Origin of the sequence: Salinicoccus sesuvii, from assembly GCF_042648145.1 — a bacterium.
Lineage (GTDB): Bacteria > Bacillota > Bacilli > Staphylococcales > Salinicoccaceae > Salinicoccus > Salinicoccus sesuvii.
Genome location: NZ_JBHRWV010000002.1, coordinates 87,790 through 102,524 on the forward strand (window position 1 = coordinate 87,790; position 14,735 = coordinate 102,524).

At 43.4% G+C, this 14,735-nt stretch carries 19 protein-coding genes; 13 read left to right on the forward strand and 6 right to left on the reverse strand.

The features are described 5' to 3' along the window. Window positions 1-21: 21 nt before the first annotated feature. The 7 genes from ACFOJ8_RS03105 (at window position 22) to ACFOJ8_RS03135 (ending at window position 3,743) form a co-directional block, all read left to right on the forward strand. Window positions 22-1,125, forward strand: coding sequence for an N-acetylmuramoyl-L-alanine amidase family protein (locus ACFOJ8_RS03105; RefSeq protein ID WP_380653169.1), 1,104 nt, complete (start codon window positions 22-24; stop codon window positions 1,123-1,125). A 103-nt stretch (window positions 1,126-1,228) separates the two neighbouring features. Then, window positions 1,229-1,648, forward strand: a complete 420-nt coding sequence (locus ACFOJ8_RS03110; protein WP_380653171.1) for a hypothetical protein — start codon at window positions 1,229-1,231, stop codon at window positions 1,646-1,648. After that, a complete protein-coding gene (locus ACFOJ8_RS03115) occupies window positions 1,642-2,058 on the forward strand; it encodes a hypothetical protein (protein WP_380653174.1) in 417 nt (138 codons plus the stop codon). The genes ACFOJ8_RS03110 and ACFOJ8_RS03115 overlap by 7 nt, the downstream gene beginning before the upstream one ends. 201 nt (window positions 2,059-2,259) lie before the next feature. After that, a complete protein-coding gene (locus tag ACFOJ8_RS03120; RefSeq protein ID WP_380653177.1) occupies window positions 2,260-2,514 on the forward strand; it encodes a hypothetical protein in 255 nt (84 codons plus the stop codon). Then, window positions 2,504-2,953 (forward strand): DUF2335 domain-containing protein, encoded by a 450-nt coding sequence (locus ACFOJ8_RS03125; RefSeq protein WP_380653180.1) that lies wholly within the window; start codon window positions 2,504-2,506, stop codon window positions 2,951-2,953. Before ACFOJ8_RS03120 ends, ACFOJ8_RS03125 begins: the two co-directional genes overlap by 11 nt. 82 nt (window positions 2,954-3,035) lie before the next feature. Further along, window positions 3,036-3,440 (forward strand): YolD-like family protein, encoded by a 405-nt coding sequence (locus tag ACFOJ8_RS03130; protein ID WP_380653182.1) that lies wholly within the window; start codon window positions 3,036-3,038, stop codon window positions 3,438-3,440. Between the two features lie 54 nt (window positions 3,441-3,494). Then, window positions 3,495-3,743 (forward strand): hypothetical protein, encoded by a 249-nt coding sequence (locus ACFOJ8_RS03135; protein WP_380653184.1) that lies wholly within the window; start codon window positions 3,495-3,497, stop codon window positions 3,741-3,743. A gap of 26 nt (window positions 3,744-3,769) precedes the next feature. Here the strand turns inward: ACFOJ8_RS03135 and ACFOJ8_RS03140 are convergent, their stop codons facing one another. From ACFOJ8_RS03140 to ACFOJ8_RS03155, 4 genes are all read right to left on the reverse strand, one after another. Beyond that, window positions 3,770-4,324: a hypothetical protein gene (locus tag ACFOJ8_RS03140; RefSeq protein ID WP_380653187.1), complete on the reverse strand. Its 555-nt coding sequence runs from the start codon at window positions 4,322-4,324 to the stop codon at window positions 3,770-3,772. A gap of 342 nt (window positions 4,325-4,666) precedes the next feature. Next, entirely contained in the window at window positions 4,667-4,993 is a 327-nt protein-coding gene (locus ACFOJ8_RS03145) for a four-helix bundle copper-binding protein (RefSeq protein WP_380653189.1), read from the reverse strand. Between the two features lie 63 nt (window positions 4,994-5,056). Further along, complete coding sequence (locus tag ACFOJ8_RS03150; protein ID WP_380653190.1) at window positions 5,057-5,830, reverse strand: class I SAM-dependent methyltransferase; 774 nt, start codon at window positions 5,828-5,830, stop codon at window positions 5,057-5,059. Between the two features lie 77 nt (window positions 5,831-5,907). After that, a complete protein-coding gene (locus ACFOJ8_RS03155; RefSeq protein ID WP_380653193.1) occupies window positions 5,908-6,609 on the reverse strand; it encodes a DUF5067 domain-containing protein in 702 nt (233 codons plus the stop codon). A gap of 152 nt (window positions 6,610-6,761) precedes the next feature. Between ACFOJ8_RS03155 and ACFOJ8_RS03160 the strand changes: the two genes are divergently transcribed. Next, window positions 6,762-7,274: a hypothetical protein gene (locus ACFOJ8_RS03160; RefSeq protein ID WP_380653196.1), complete on the forward strand. Its 513-nt coding sequence runs from the start codon at window positions 6,762-6,764 to the stop codon at window positions 7,272-7,274. 31 nt (window positions 7,275-7,305) lie between these two features. Here ACFOJ8_RS03160 and ACFOJ8_RS03165 read toward each other — a convergent pair whose 3' ends face one another. Beyond that, window positions 7,306-8,223 carry a 1,4-dihydroxy-2-naphthoate polyprenyltransferase gene (locus ACFOJ8_RS03165; protein ID WP_380653199.1) on the reverse strand — a complete coding sequence of 306 codons (918 nt, stop codon included), beginning with the start codon at window positions 8,221-8,223 and terminating at the stop codon, window positions 7,306-7,308. Window positions 8,224-8,342: 119 nt separating this feature from the next. Between ACFOJ8_RS03165 and ACFOJ8_RS03170 the strand changes: the two genes are divergently transcribed. Genes ACFOJ8_RS03170 through menE form a run of 5 tightly spaced genes read left to right on the forward strand, consistent with a single transcriptional unit; the run spans window position 8,343 to window position 14,425 of the window. Next, window positions 8,343-9,707, forward strand: coding sequence for an isochorismate synthase (locus tag ACFOJ8_RS03170; RefSeq protein ID WP_380653201.1), 1,365 nt, complete (start codon window positions 8,343-8,345; stop codon window positions 9,705-9,707). Then, window positions 9,704-11,380: a 2-succinyl-5-enolpyruvyl-6-hydroxy-3-cyclohexene-1-carboxylic-acid synthase gene (gene menD, locus ACFOJ8_RS03175; protein ID WP_380653204.1), complete on the forward strand. Its 1,677-nt coding sequence runs from the start codon at window positions 9,704-9,706 to the stop codon at window positions 11,378-11,380. Before ACFOJ8_RS03170 ends, menD begins: the two co-directional genes overlap by 4 nt. Next, on the forward strand, window positions 11,370-12,155 hold the full coding sequence (gene menH / locus ACFOJ8_RS03180) for a 2-succinyl-6-hydroxy-2,4-cyclohexadiene-1-carboxylate synthase (protein WP_380653207.1): 786 nt from the start codon (window positions 11,370-11,372) through the stop codon (window positions 12,153-12,155). The genes menD and menH overlap by 11 nt, the downstream gene beginning before the upstream one ends. A gap of 3 nt (window positions 12,156-12,158) precedes the next feature. Further along, window positions 12,159-12,977: a 1,4-dihydroxy-2-naphthoyl-CoA synthase gene (gene menB / locus ACFOJ8_RS03185; protein WP_380653210.1), complete on the forward strand. Its 819-nt coding sequence runs from the start codon at window positions 12,159-12,161 to the stop codon at window positions 12,975-12,977. Between the two features lie 50 nt (window positions 12,978-13,027). Further along, window positions 13,028-14,425, forward strand: coding sequence for an o-succinylbenzoate--CoA ligase (gene menE / locus ACFOJ8_RS03190; RefSeq protein WP_380653213.1), 1,398 nt, complete (start codon window positions 13,028-13,030; stop codon window positions 14,423-14,425). Here the strand turns inward: menE and yidD are convergent, their stop codons facing one another. Further along, window positions 14,426-14,665: a membrane protein insertion efficiency factor YidD gene (gene yidD / locus ACFOJ8_RS03195; protein ID WP_380653216.1), complete on the reverse strand. Its 240-nt coding sequence runs from the start codon at window positions 14,663-14,665 to the stop codon at window positions 14,426-14,428. Window positions 14,666-14,735 lie beyond the last annotated feature (70 nt).

A 14,735-nucleotide genomic window follows, 5' to 3' on the forward strand; every position in this document is an offset into this window, starting at 1 on the left:
AAAATTTAAGGAGTGTTTTAAATGACTTTGAAGATTGGTGTTTCAAGAGGGCACGGTAAATACACAGCTGGCAAAAGATCCCCTGCAGGTGAAAGAGAATGGTACTTCAATAACGTTGTCGCCAACGCTTTTATTCGTTACATGGCGAAATTCGATAACGTTGAAATTATTGAAGTGGCCGATCCGTCTGGAGAAGTAGATACAGGGCTTGTTGAACGAACAAACCTTGCGAATAAATACGAAGTCGATATCTACATCGCTTTCCACCACAACGCGTATCAAGGCATCTGGTTTAACGGGGGTGGATCTGAAGTACACGTAAGACCGAACGCACCACAAGCTGCAGCACTTGCCCGTATTGCAGCGCCGTTGATTGCCAAGGCGATGGGTTTTGCGAACCGTGGTGTAAAGGTAACAAATCTGCATGAGACACGCGAACCCCATCAGATTGCGATGCTAATCGAAGGTGGATTCATGGACTCTAATCAAGATATTGTAGCAATGCGTGATGAAAGCAAACTGAAGGCTCAGGGCGAGGCAGTAGGGAGAGCTGTTGAACAATATCTTGGATTGAAAAGTTTCAAAGGTAATACCGATAAGCCTGTGGCATCACCTACACCAAAGCCTGCAGCCAAGCCAGCGTCATCTAGTAAATACACCTCAGTCGTAAACTACCTGGATGACAGAAAGATGGACTCCAGTTACAACAACCGTGCGCGACTGGCCAAGACTTACGGCATTAAAAATTACCAGGGCACAGAAGCACAGAACATCGAGCTCCTGAAAAAGCTGCAGAGTGGTGCCAAACCAGTTAAACAAGCGACCGAGCCGAAGTCCAAGTTTGTTAGTCAGATGGCCGATGAAGTCGAATCCGGCAAACATGGTGACGGCCACTACAACCGCAGAATTTCTCTCGGAGTCACTCAGACTGTTTACAATAAAGTTAAAGCAGAAGTGAACCGACGTGCTGGCGTTTCTAAGCCAAAGCGATCCATCAACGAAATGGCGAGGGAAGTCATTAACAACCCAAGAGTGCCAAAAGGTCATGCTGCTAGACAGAAATGGCTCGGCGTAGGTAATGCAACATACGCTAAAGTTAGATCAAGAGTGAATCAGTTAATGTAAATTTCGGGGCACAGTGCCCCTTATACATACAGAATGAATGTTCTGACTATTTTATTAAATTTATTTCTGCTACTTTTAATACAAATACGTATTGGAGGTAGCTATGAATTATAGAGAGTTTTGGAAAGCACTAACTGAAGACCATTTGGAAGATTTACATGAAGCAATGAACGCTGAAATATACCGGAATGTCATTAGAGATTCAGGCTACGTTATAGAATATGCCTTAAAGGCAGCCTTATGTCATCGTAACAATTTTAACTTAAGTGCTGAGGAAGGTAAGTATAAGACACATAAGTTTGATGCTCTATTGACTAAAGCAAATTTGAAAGATGAATTTAAAAAAGAGCAGCAGAATAACCCTAAGTTTAAGGCTTACTGGTCTGTATCCTCCCAGTGGGACCCCACATTGAGATACAAAAGGATAAAAGGATCAGATGCAAAAAAGACTTCAGAAAGGCGCATGAAAGCAATTATTGATAGAGAGGATGGTGTAAAAAGATGGATAGAACTCCATTGGTAGAAAAAGAAATAGACTTCATTAATGTCACTAAAATATTGGTCGAAAATTACAGGACACTAAGATTGGTTATATTTCTCCCGAACTATTTAGACGAAGAAAATTTAGATTATAATTCTTACACATTAATGGTCAGTGCTTTCGAGTTTGATGGAAGAGAAGAGTATGATCTTACGCTCGAGATATTTGAGTTGCTGAGTGAAGGGTCTTCTGAAAATATTTACAATAGCATTGAACGTATCATGTTGCCTCATAGCTTAGATGTTGGGGTAAGCGGCCTACTGAGAATGATAGGTATGCCTAGAATAGGGACTGCATATTTGAGTAATAATCGTTTTAATAATATTGTGCTACCTGATGGAGTGCTTACTTATTCAAAAATGAATCCATTGGAAATAAACCCAATTGATTAGCAACTTCTTGCTCCATGAGATAAACGAGCATAGTAATACTAATGGCGTGTAGTTAATAAAAATGCCCCCCCCTCATTCGAGCGAGGATACATATTTTATAATTTCATTTTCGGGTATAAGATAATATGACCAGAAAAGCACATAGAATTGTATTATCATAATTTGTGCTTTATAATTAAAATCACATTAGGAGTGATGAACATGTTTAACTTTGTAAATATAATTAGTCAAAGTTTAACTAAGCGGGTCATGTCGTTAAGTAATGAAGTAGTAAGTAACACACAGAAAATCGCAAACAACACAGGCAAATCCACTTATACAATTATTATAAGTGTCTCTGAAGAAATCAAAACAGAGGTTAAAAATCCACTTGAAAAAGACAGAGAAAAAATCAGGATGGATAATATTAAAATTGGTAGAGACATGAGAAAGGCAATTGCTCGATATGGAGAATGAGGATCAAATCGCAGAGGTTGTAGAGGTAGTCAAAAAGCTTGAAAAGCTCGAGCCGGATGAACGCGAAGAGGTTATAGCTACAATGGAAATGCATCACGGTCCAATCCCTCATCCGCAAATATTAGGTGGATATGAGTCTCTTTACGAAGGCGCTGCTCAAAAAATAATTGATAATGGCGTAGAAGAGTCCAGTCACAGACGTAATTATGAGAATGATCAACTGAAACACTTTGCTTCAAGATTTTACTTCAAAAACACAATTGCATTCATAGTAGGAATGAGTATACTTGGTGGTAGTTTCTATTTAATAGTCAATGATTATACAATCGTCGGATCAATTTTTGGTGGGTTCACTGCTCTTTCTATGATAGGTTCTTTCACAGAAAGCACTGGTAACAGGTCTAAGAGTAATAAAGACACAAAAGAAGAATCTGAATAACAGGCGCCCTTTATATGGGTGTCTTTTTTTACTTTACATTACGAACAAGTGTTCGCTATAATCATCCTAAGAGGTGATGGCGATGAGTACAAGAGTTAATCAAGAAACGGATTACAGAAAAATACCTGTTGAAAAGCTGAATTCAAATATACCGCAAGGTCGGGGCATGATTAAGTGGCAACCGTTTGCGACAATGCCGGAGCAGTATGAGCGCATTGCACGTATGATTGAGGACCAAGCAAAGTGTGACCCACCATCTTTTGATGAAGAGACTCTCGTCAGGCTAGAGGAGCAGGTTCGTCGGCAGGTAGGGGAGATTGTCGTACTCCGTTATTGGGCTGAAGGCTTCGAATTACACCTAGAGTGTGAAATCAAGTACGTCGATAATGGGGCACGTACAGTAATCGTTTGTAAGAATTACGAGATGTTTGCCATATCATTTGATCATATTTACGAAATTCTATTCTCCCCAGAATATTTTGGGTGAGTGTGTTCCTATTTCTTTGCTATTAGCATAATATCTTATTGAGGTGATGAAATAGTGAGGCTTTATGATCATGGAAATTATACCATCTACAAACAAGTCAGGCAGGACATGCTCGACGGTCGAGCAATGCTGCATGACAAAGTGTACATAAATAGAGAAGGCAAATCGGTATTCGGCTATTCCCACCATACACCTAGAATTTTTTGCGACGAAGAAATGACTGTACGAGAGCTGCTTGAATTATTGGGAGTAAATAAGCGCAGTATAAAAGATGCGCCCTGGACTAAACGCAGATACAAATAAAGCCACCTCAATGGGTGGCTTATTTTTTATAACTGTTCAATTTCTCCGGTATCCAGATAAACAATATAATCCTGCAACAGCATGCCTGAAGCCAAAGCATTAGCATCGTGTTCTTCTCCATCCTGGTATTCAGTGACGGTTACAAAGAGCATATTGCCCATAGCGTTCAAGTTAATTGTCGTATTCGTAGCGAAGCTGACTATGTAGTGGTTGCCATCTTCATCCATGTACTCCTCGTAGTAGGCTTGTGCATTATCTGGCATACGCACATTGTTAGAAGTAACAACCACTTGCCATTCGCCAGTATTATCATTACGCACGTCAGTTGGATTGAGATCCGCAATTTCTTCAGGCAGTGCTTCAGTTTCATCTTCTGTCGTGGCAGAATCCGTAGTTTCCTCAGCTATCTCTTCGGTAGACTCTTCTGAGACTTCTTCTGTTGGCTCCTCTACAGTTTCTTCATCCGTGTCTTCCTCGTCAACAGCAACAGTTTTCTCGACGGGTTCACCATCCTCATATCTCACACAACCAAATAACATAATGACAAAAATCAAACTGAGCAATAAAAAGTGCTTATTCAACTTATGTAACCCCCTATAATTTGTTAATTATAGTGTAGCATTCTTGTGCCATTCTTGTGCCATTTTATCTGGCAAACTATAATGAGTTACGGGCTATAAGTTATAAGAAAACACTATTAAATCAACACTTTAAACTGTTATGATAGGTTGCGGGAAATGTTCTAAGTCCCTCACTGTCCGTAATTTCATGTATCAGTAAAAAATACACCCCATCGATTTTGATGGAGTGTGTTTTTTTTTGCGATATAAGAGTTTCCAGTGATTGAAACACTATGCATTTTATCATCAATTAATAATTATGTAAGAAAGGAGGAAGGTGCAAGATTCCTCCTTTCATCTTGTTTACGCAACGTTTCTGCAGGCTTCTGCGCATTTAAAGCATGCTTGTGAACACTGTTGGCAGTGGTCGTGATCGTGTTTTTCGCATTCTTTGCCACAAGCTTCGCATATAGCTGCACATACGTGGGCCAGCTCTTTGACGAATGGTGAATTTCTTGCGATAGCCTGTTCAAGGTAATTGCATATGTCCGCACATTCTCTGTCTAGTCGTATGCACTCTGCCATCATCTTGACATCTTCTTCTTTCAAGCAAGCGTCGAAACAGTGGTTGCAGGCTGCCATGCAGTCGTGTAGTGTACTAATGAGCTGCTGGTGCTGTTCGTGTGCCATAAAGAATCACTCCTATTTGTTTTTTGAAACCATACATACATCTGATTCCCATTACGGTTTAAACTAAACATCGATATATCCATAATGGAAGAGGCTACTTTTTCTTCTCAATTGTGTGAATCCCAATTGAGTAAATCTGGGACTTTTCCAATGATCTTTAAGTACGATACGTCTTTTAGCAACACGTTTTGCTTCACGGATGACTCCGATTGAAAGTTCTGTTTGATGAGTCTGAGAATGGATGTTCTGAATACCATCTGATGCCTCGATACTCTCATCGAACATTGGATCGAAATAGACTACATCGAATGCGTCATTCGGTAATTGACTGAGGTAGCCATAATGATCTATGTTCGCCGTAGTAATCCGTTGCATGGCTTTATTCATCTCATCAATGCCTGTATCGTAGGTCTTTAGACCTTCAGAAACCATGAGGTGGAGGAGGGGATCTGCTTCTAGGGCAGTGACATGACCGTCACTACCCACCTGGAGGCTTGCAACGATGCTATCTGAAGCAAGCCCCATCGTACAATCGAGTAGACGCATGCCTGGTTTGAGTGTGGTTGCCGAGATAAAAGGGTCCAATTCATTTTTTATGAGTCTTCGAATACGTATCATGGCCATATTGGGATGAAATGTCATCGGTGCTTCCTGATCCAAGGGATTAACAGAAATATGGCTTCTACCTACAATGATGATGTCCTGCCTGTATGTCTTTTTGAGCATACTGATTGATTTTTTCTTGCGTTCTACATAAGGGCACTCATTTGAAAGTGCGATTTTTTTGGCACGATCAATTGTAATATTGTCGGTTCTGCCGCCTGTTGTTACTATCATGCGCTACTCCTTAATGATAATGACCCTGGCCATGATGGCCAAGGTCATTGTTCTTCCGATCATATGAAACCACGATACTATTCTTCGGAATCTTCCATGGTATCTTCTTCTGTAGTTTCCTCTTCTGCACCTTCAGACGCTTCCATTTCAATGGTGTAATCAAGCGGTTCAACTTCTTCGTCAGCCATCGGATTCTCGCGGCTCTGTAGCACAGTTTCCACTTCAGGATCCACCGGACCGTATGCAACAACGGCAGTTACCGTTTCACCGGATTCAATCATTTCTGAGGATGCATCTACTTCTGCACTCTTTTCGAAGTCTTCAGGTAGATCCATCGTCATGTTCTCTAGTGTCGTCGCCCCACCTTCCATCATCTGTCTTACAGCGAGGTCGAGGCCAAATGCTTCTTGTGGAGAAGTCGCAACATCGGAATTATTTGTGAATTCGAACTCGATTGTCACAAGCTCAGTCGGTCCCGCCTCTTCAGCGCCTTCTTCTGTTTCTTCTTCAGAAGGTTCTGCTTCCATGGTGTACTGACCGAACTCGGTCATGTTGTAATCCCCGTACTCCCCTGAGAATGAGACTTCGTCGGATTCAGTTGAATCGTCAGTGGATTCATTCTCTGTTGCCTCTTCTTCTGTGGATGCTTCTTCGCTATCTTCTCCTTCTACTGTCTCTTCTTCAGTCGACTCCTCTTCGGAATCACCATTTTCGTTACATGCCCCAAGAAGCAGAACTGTGGAAAGTCCGCCTGCGAGCAAGTATTTTCTTAGACTCATATAAATTTCCCCCTAAAATTATAGATACACATTAATTATAATATAGTTTTAAGAATAATCAATATTATTACGAGTTATGAAATAATCATTTTTTTACGTTTTTGTAGTATAATAGAGATACAAATAATATCGATACAGTACGGAGAATGCATATGATAGCTTATCATGAAATCAACGAGTACCTCGATGCCTTGGAGTTGCCACAGAGCTTAGAACAAATATTGACAATGCAGTATGCACTGGAAGGCAAAGAAATGCAGTTCTTCAGAGCCGCAAGGCATCACTTTAAAGACAGTATAGACTATGAGGTTTACCGGTTCAAACCGGTGCATTGCATCGGTTGCTGTAAGGTCAACTTGACACGAACCGGAATGTATTTCCTGCTCGATGATGAAATAATCGGTGTACATACTTCTATCATAAAGGGGTTCAGTGAAGAAGCGGACTGGGAAATCACCCAGTTCAAGCTAGAAGACATCAGGGAGTTGGAATTTGATTATTCCACCAACAGCCTATCGAACTTCGAGAAAGGCATTCTATTTTTGAAGGTACTGAACGAGAGAGGTGCGATACGCAGCCGCACTTTCCGAAACCTAAATCCAAACCACTTTCAGTGCTTCCAAGATTTCCATTCGAATGTGATGGAGAATAAAAGATTTAAATAAAGACCTTGGCGAATTTCGCCAAGGTCTTTATTTAAATGCCTGTAAGTCCGTTCAGTGTGAGTCCGATTGTAAGTAGCAAACCGAAAATGGTATTGAGCTTACCCATGGAAGCCATGGCAGGTATCAGTTCCTTTGGCGTACTGCCTTTCCACATCAATCTGACTGTTTTTATAAAAATCGGTAGCGACAAAAATACTAAAAGCATGAAGACCGACCCGTAAGGTTTGAATAGCGCAATCCATCCGATAAAACCATACGCGAATGCCAAAAGCAGAGTTGTAGTAATGACTGCGACCGGCTTTCCGACCAGTATGACAAACGTTCTTCGGCCACTTTCCTTATCTTTCTTTCTGTCCCTGATGTTATTGGCCATGTTAAGCAGACCGATCGTTATGGCAACAGGAATGGACATCATGAGGGGGAAGTAGTGGAGTGTGCCGGTATGGATGAAGAACGTAATCATTATTATGACGGTCCCCATGAAAAAGCCGGCAAAGATTTCTCCGAAAGGCGTCCAGGATATCGGGTAGGGCCCCCCTGTATAGAAGTACCCCACTGCCATCGATATCGCGCCAACGATAATGACCCAAAAAGAGCTGTTCACAGTGATATAGATACCGATCAATCCAGCGATTATATAGAAAGCGACTGCAATGTTCATTACAGCAGCGGGTGACATGCCGTTTCTCACGATTGCCCCAGCGATACCTACCGACTCAGCACTATCGAGCCCCTTCTTATAGTCGAAATACTCATTGAACATATTGGTTGCAGATTGGATGAGCAATGTTGCGATGAGCATTGCGAAAAACATATCCCACCTGATGGATGAAAATAATAGTACGCTGGCTGTTCCGACCAGCACCGGTATGAAACCTGCCGTCAGGGTATGGGGCCTGGTCAGGCTGATATACTTCCTAATACCGGTATGTGTATCTGTTCCTTGCATGTCCATCTTCCTTTTCAATTAATCATGAAACAATTTTAGCACATTTGATCATATATCATACACAGCTAAATGAATAAATGATAAAATAGCATTAATTATGCAGAAAGAAGTGTGTATTAATGAACTTGGAAGCATATCAATATATTCTGGACGACGTCAGGCTGGATTCTGAGAGTACGTACCTCAGTCTGCAGCTACCTACTCATGGGTATGATCTAGATGAACAGAAGATTTTTTCATATTTCCATGAATCTCAGGGTGAGAGGTACTGGTTCCGTTCTAAAGATGAGCGATACAACACAATCGGTATAGAGTATCTGGAAAGTATCAGGAGAGACAAATACTCTGCAAAAGCACTCTCCGTCCAGAAATCTTCACTATATGAGAAGATACAGCAGATCCCAATGGAAGGTGGAATGCGCTCCGCACTTAGCTTGTTCGGGGGAACGCGCTTTGACAGTAAGGATACTTCCGATGAGTGGAATGACTTCGCGATGGTGGACTTTCACCTTCCCAAGTGGCAGTTTGATCTTGCCAATAAGGAACTTTTCTATTCAGTTCCGCTTGAAACGGTAGATATCACTTCTGTTCTTACGGAAATATCAGATGAACTTGAGAATATTTCGGCAGCCTCGCCTCGTACATTTGAGGCGCCGCAAATCAATATGGAAAAGGATATCTTTCCTGAAGAGTGGAAAGCCCTTGTGGATCATACTGTGGACATACTGGATGACGATGATTTTAGAAAAGTGGTACTTGCCAGACAGCGTCTCCTCACTTTTAAATCCCGGGTTGATCCTCTTTTTCTTCTGAAAAGATTGAACGACGAGGCGAATACTTACACAATATACTACGAAAAAGGAAAGTCCCTGTTCATTTCTAAATCGCCTGAGAAGCTGTTCGATATAAAAAACAATACCTTAAGAACCAACGCGATTGCCGGCTCCTCAGAACGTACTGGTGAAGCAGTCAGAGATGAAGAACAGAAATCTTTCCTTTTGAAGGATGAAAAGAACCGCTATGAGCACGAACTGGTAAGGGAATCGATTGTGGAAGACTTGGCGCCTTACACCGACTGGGTAGAATTTGCTCCGGAACCGGATGTTTTAGAGAATAAATATATCTATCATCTTCATACACCGATTAAAGCAGAGTTGACTGAGGAAACGAGTATATTCGAACTGCTCGATGCGATTCATCCAACACCGGCTGTCGGCGGCATGCCTAAAGATCGTGCCAAAGAGTATATCATGGAAGAAGAATATGGGACGAGAGGGCTTTATGCTGCCCCCATCGGGATCATTCATGAAGATAACGAAAGTGAATTTGTCGTTGCTCTAAGATCTATGCTGCTACATGCAAATAGTGCAACCTTGTTTGCAGGGTGCGGCATCGTCAAAGGGTCTTCAAGCGAGAAGGAGTTTGAGGAAACACGTGTCAAGTTTACACCAATGCTGAATGTACTGGGGGTTGGACCTAGATGATGCCACTGGATCACCAGGAAACATTGACGTATCAGGTATTTACATTGATGGACCTCCTGCAGTCTCACGGCGTGCGGGAAGTGGTAATCAGCCCGGGCTCTCGTTCGACGCCGATTGCTCTGGCAGCAGAACTTCATCCCGATATCCGAACTTATATTCATCCCGATGAGCGGAGTGCAGCTTTCTTTGCGCTGGGACTCTCCAAAAATGATCGATCACCAATCGGTCTGATCTGTACCTCTGGTACTGCAGCAGCCAATTATACGCCGGCGATGGCAGAAGCGGACCTCAGCCATATTCCGCTTGTCGCACTGACAGCAGATCGTCCCCATGAACTAAGGGATGTCGGTGCTCCACAGGCGATTAATCAGCAGAATATGTACGCCAACTACGTCAGATACTATACAGAACTGCCAATTGCGGATGGTCATCCATCCCACTCGGATATGTTGGAGACGAAAATTTTGCAGTGTTCGCAATTTTTCAGCGGAGTAGATTGCGGTCCAGTCCATATCAACATACCAATCAGGGAGCCGCTTATGCCGGATATGGCACGTACAGATCTTTTCCATAGGACGGCAAAGACTGTAGCCCAGCATGGTATCACACTGTCATCCAACTTGAGTTTTGAGGGACAGGGGCTAGTGTTCATCGGCGAGACAACTGAAAATCTCGAAAATATATGCTCAATTCTTGATCGTGAAAATCTTACAGTCGTTGCCGATCCACGCCAGCATATGCGACGTATGCTTCCAGGTGTTATTACGCATCATGATTTAATCTTCAGCAACATGAACGATGCACAGTTTGAGCGTCTTGAAGCTGAAGTCGACTTCATCATAAGAATCGGTGAACCCCTGACGTCGAAAGTAACTAACCAGTTCCTGACAAAAACACATATCGCGCAATATCTCTTCAGTGAGTACCAGCAGCTGAAAACCTTCCCATTAACACCACAAGCGGTTCATATTGGGCCGATTGGTGCATTGTTTGAGAATACTGTGTTTACAGCACATGGTGCGGGCCCGAAACACTGGCTGACTGAACTTGATCACCGTATTGGTAACCGTATTGAAGCCTATATAAGTGATTATGAAGATGAAGGTCGTTTCATGTACGAAATCATCAGGTACACGGATCCCGACCGTGCGCTGTTTTTATCTAACAGTATGCCAATCAGAGATGGTGAGCGTTATGATCTCGCTAACACGCAGAAGATTTATGCCAATAGAGGGGCGAATGGGATTGATGGTGTGGTATCAACCGCACTCGGTATGGCGCAGAAAACGCGCATCACTTTAATCATCGGGGATATTGCGCTTTATCATGATATGAATGGACTCGTCATATCCAAGCTCGAAGACATAGATATCACCATCATTGTTTTCAATAACAATGGGGGTGGCATATTCAGTTTCTTACCGCAAAGTGAAGATAAAGACCATTTCGAACGGCTTTTTGGCACGCCGCTTGATCTGGACTTCAGCCATGTTGCGAAACTATATGGTTTCAACTATGCCAGTGCTGATAGAGTCCAAGATGTAACGAGTGAGCTGATGAATCGAAGCGGCAGAAACATTATTGAAATCAAAACGGATCGGGCAGTCAATGTCGCTTCCCATCAAAAGCTCCGCAGACAGATTGAAGATGTGGTGAAATCCGTTGAGATTTAACTATGACTTCAGCAGCAGCGGTCGAGAGCGGACACTATTGCTTCTTCATGGTTTTATTTCGGATATGGATAGCATGGCGCAGATTGCCCGAACTGCCTCGCCGCACTTCAATATCTTGCGGGTCGACTTGCCCGGTTTTGGTGGCACCCGGAGTACAGATATCGACTATACGATTGAGACGATTGCAGACGGTCTACAGTCCCTCCTCAAAGAGCTTGGTCTTAAAAAGGTAGATATACTAGGGTACTCCATGGGGGGGCGGGTGGCGCTGTCTTTTGCAATTAATTACCCCGAGGCGGTAGAACGTCTTATAATCGAGAGCGCTTCACCGGGTATTGCTTCTTTGGAGGACAGGCAAGCGCGTCTATTGATCGACAGAAAAAGGGCAGACGATATCACCGCTAACTACACCGTCTTTATTGATGCATGGGAAACAATGGCACTATTTGATAGTCAGAAACACCTGATGAGCGAGGAGCGATCAAGCCAACGTCGCAACCGACTCGCCCAAGTGCCAAAGGAAGTGGCGGACAGCCTGCTCAAGTATGGTACCGGCGTACAACCATCCTACTGGCAGAGGTTAAAGCACATAACTATACCTGTGTTGCTTGTAGTCGGGGAGCAGGATACAAAGTTCAAATCAATCAATTCTAAGATGGCGGAGATGTTGCCTGATGCACAACTTGTAGTTATTGAAGGTGCAGGGCACAACGTCCATATGGAATCTCCGAAAAAATTTGGTACAATGATGATAGATTTCTTATTAGGAGGATGAAGTATGTCAAGAGAATGGCAGACGCTTAAGGAATATAATGAAATTAAATATGAATATTACAATGGAATTGCAAAGGTGACGATTAATCGTCCGGAAGTGCGTAATGCATTTACACCGCAGACTGTCACTGAAATGATTGATGCATTTATGAGAGCGAGAGATGATCAGAATGTTGCGGTCATCGTTTTAGCAGGTGAGGGCGATATGGCCTTTTGTTCCGGTGGAGACCAGAAAGTACGCGGGCACGGTGGTTATGTCGGTGAAGATAATATCCCACGTCTGAATGTACTCGACCTGCAGAGACTCATTCGCGTCATTCCAAAACCTGTTGTAGCCATGGTTTCAGGCTACGCAATCGGTGGGGGCCATGTGCTCCACGTCGTATGTGATCTGACAATCGCAGCAGATAATGCAAGATTCGGCCAGACAGGTCCGAAAGTGGGTTCTTTCGATGCTGGCTATGGTGCCGGCTACCTGGCGCGCATCGTTGGGCATAAGAAGGCACGCGAGATCTGGTACCTATGCAGACAGTACAATGCTGAAGAAGCACTTGATATGGGACTCGTGAATACTGTTGTACCGCTTGACGAACTTGAGGATGAAACAGTCAAATGGTGTGAAGAAATGATGGCACACTCTCCAACGGCGCTCCGTTTGCTGAAAGCTGGCATGAACGCTGACACGGACGGTCTTGCAGGCCTCCAGCAGATGGCGGGGGATGCAACGTTGCTTTACTATACAACAGACGAAGCCAAAGAAGGCAGAGAAGCATTCAAGGAAAAAAGAAAGCCGGATTTCGGACAGTTCCCGAGATTCCCATAAGCATTCATCAGCTCATCGAAAGATGGGCTTTTTTAAAGGTGGCGTAAAATATGTATAATTGGCTGGAACTCCAGGCACAGCGCCTGCCCGATAAACCGGCTGTGGTTTTTAATGAAGAAACGGTAACTTTCTCAAAATTATATGATGAATCGAAGAGACTGAAAGCGCACGTTGAATCTCTCGAGCGCAAACGTATCGCTCTATATATCGGCAATACTCTGGACGCAATCTACATCATCCATGCAGCCATATTAGCTAAAATCGAAGTTGTCATGATCAATACACGGCTGACACCACATGAGATTACCGCCCAGCTTGAGGATATCTCTGTCGACACTATAGTGGCTACTGAGCCACTCGAACTAGACGGATATAACATCTACCAATTGAAAGAGCTTTTGACTCTTACTGCCTTGCCTGTCGACAAGTCAGGCATATCAGGTGATGATGTTCTCTCGATCATGTTCACTTCCGGGACGACCGGCAGAGCGAAGGCAGTCCCTCAGACTTTCCGTAACCATTATGCTTCTGCCCGAGGATGCGAGAATCGTTTCGGCTATTCGGAAGAAAGCATATGGATGAACGTGAACCCGATCTACCATATTTCCGGTTTCTCAGTACTGCTAAGATCGGTAATCCGCGGGTGTACGATGGTGCTTGTGGAAAAGTTCGACGAAAGTACGGTGTGGAAGAGAATAACTGAACACAGTGTAACGCATACCAGCATGGTGCCAGTCATGCTATCCCGGTTGCTAAACCATCCCATTCCTGCTCACAACCTTCAGGGTGTACTACTTGGTGGAGCGGGTGTAACCCGGCAGGTGCTGAGTGACGCGCTTGATGCTGGATTGCCGGTCTACAATTCATTTGGTATGACGGAAACATGTTCTCAGATTGTTTCAATCGGCCATGATGATCCTAAAATCCTTGAAGGCACTGTCGGCCGACCGCTCGAGAACATTAGTATACAAATAGACGAAACCAATGATGGGGAGCTGCTAGTACATGGTGCACCAGTGACGAACGGCTATCTCAATGCAGAGATGGAACTATCAGACGGGTACTTCAGGACCGGTGATATGGGTTATATCGACGCAGAAGGTTACCTCTATATATTGGATCGGCGCAAGGATTTGATCATCAGCGGGGGAGAGAATGTCTACCCTAAGGAAATTGAGGATGTAATCATGATGATGCCTGAAGTGGCAAATGCTGTTGTCGTAAAAAGAAAAGACAAAGAGTGGGGCGAAGTACCTGTGCTACTTATAGAGACGCGCTATGGGATGACAATCAAAGATGCTGAGATCATGAGGCATTTGGAGGGTCGGGTTGCAAAATATAAAAGACCAAAAGAAATTATAAGGATGTCACAAATCTTGATGACTTCCACAGGCAAAGTCTCAAGAGTGCGTAATCAGAAGGTTTATGACGAAAAAAAGAAGCAGTGATCACTGCTTCTTTTTGTAGTTATCGGGATTGAGAGGGACGGGATCATATCCGCCCGGATGGAATGGATGGCATTTAAGGATACGTTTGGTTGTAAGATAGCCACCCTTTAGTGCACCATGTTCTTGTACTGCTTCTATGCCGTAGTTAGAGCATGTCGGATTGAACCGGCAACTAGGTGGGAACATAGGAGAAATCGCCTTCTGATAGAAGCGCATTAGCCATAGAAGGATTGTTTTCATATAATCACTGCTCCAGCATTTAATACTACCATGATATAGGGTACACTGGATTTAAGCAAATTTGGAGATG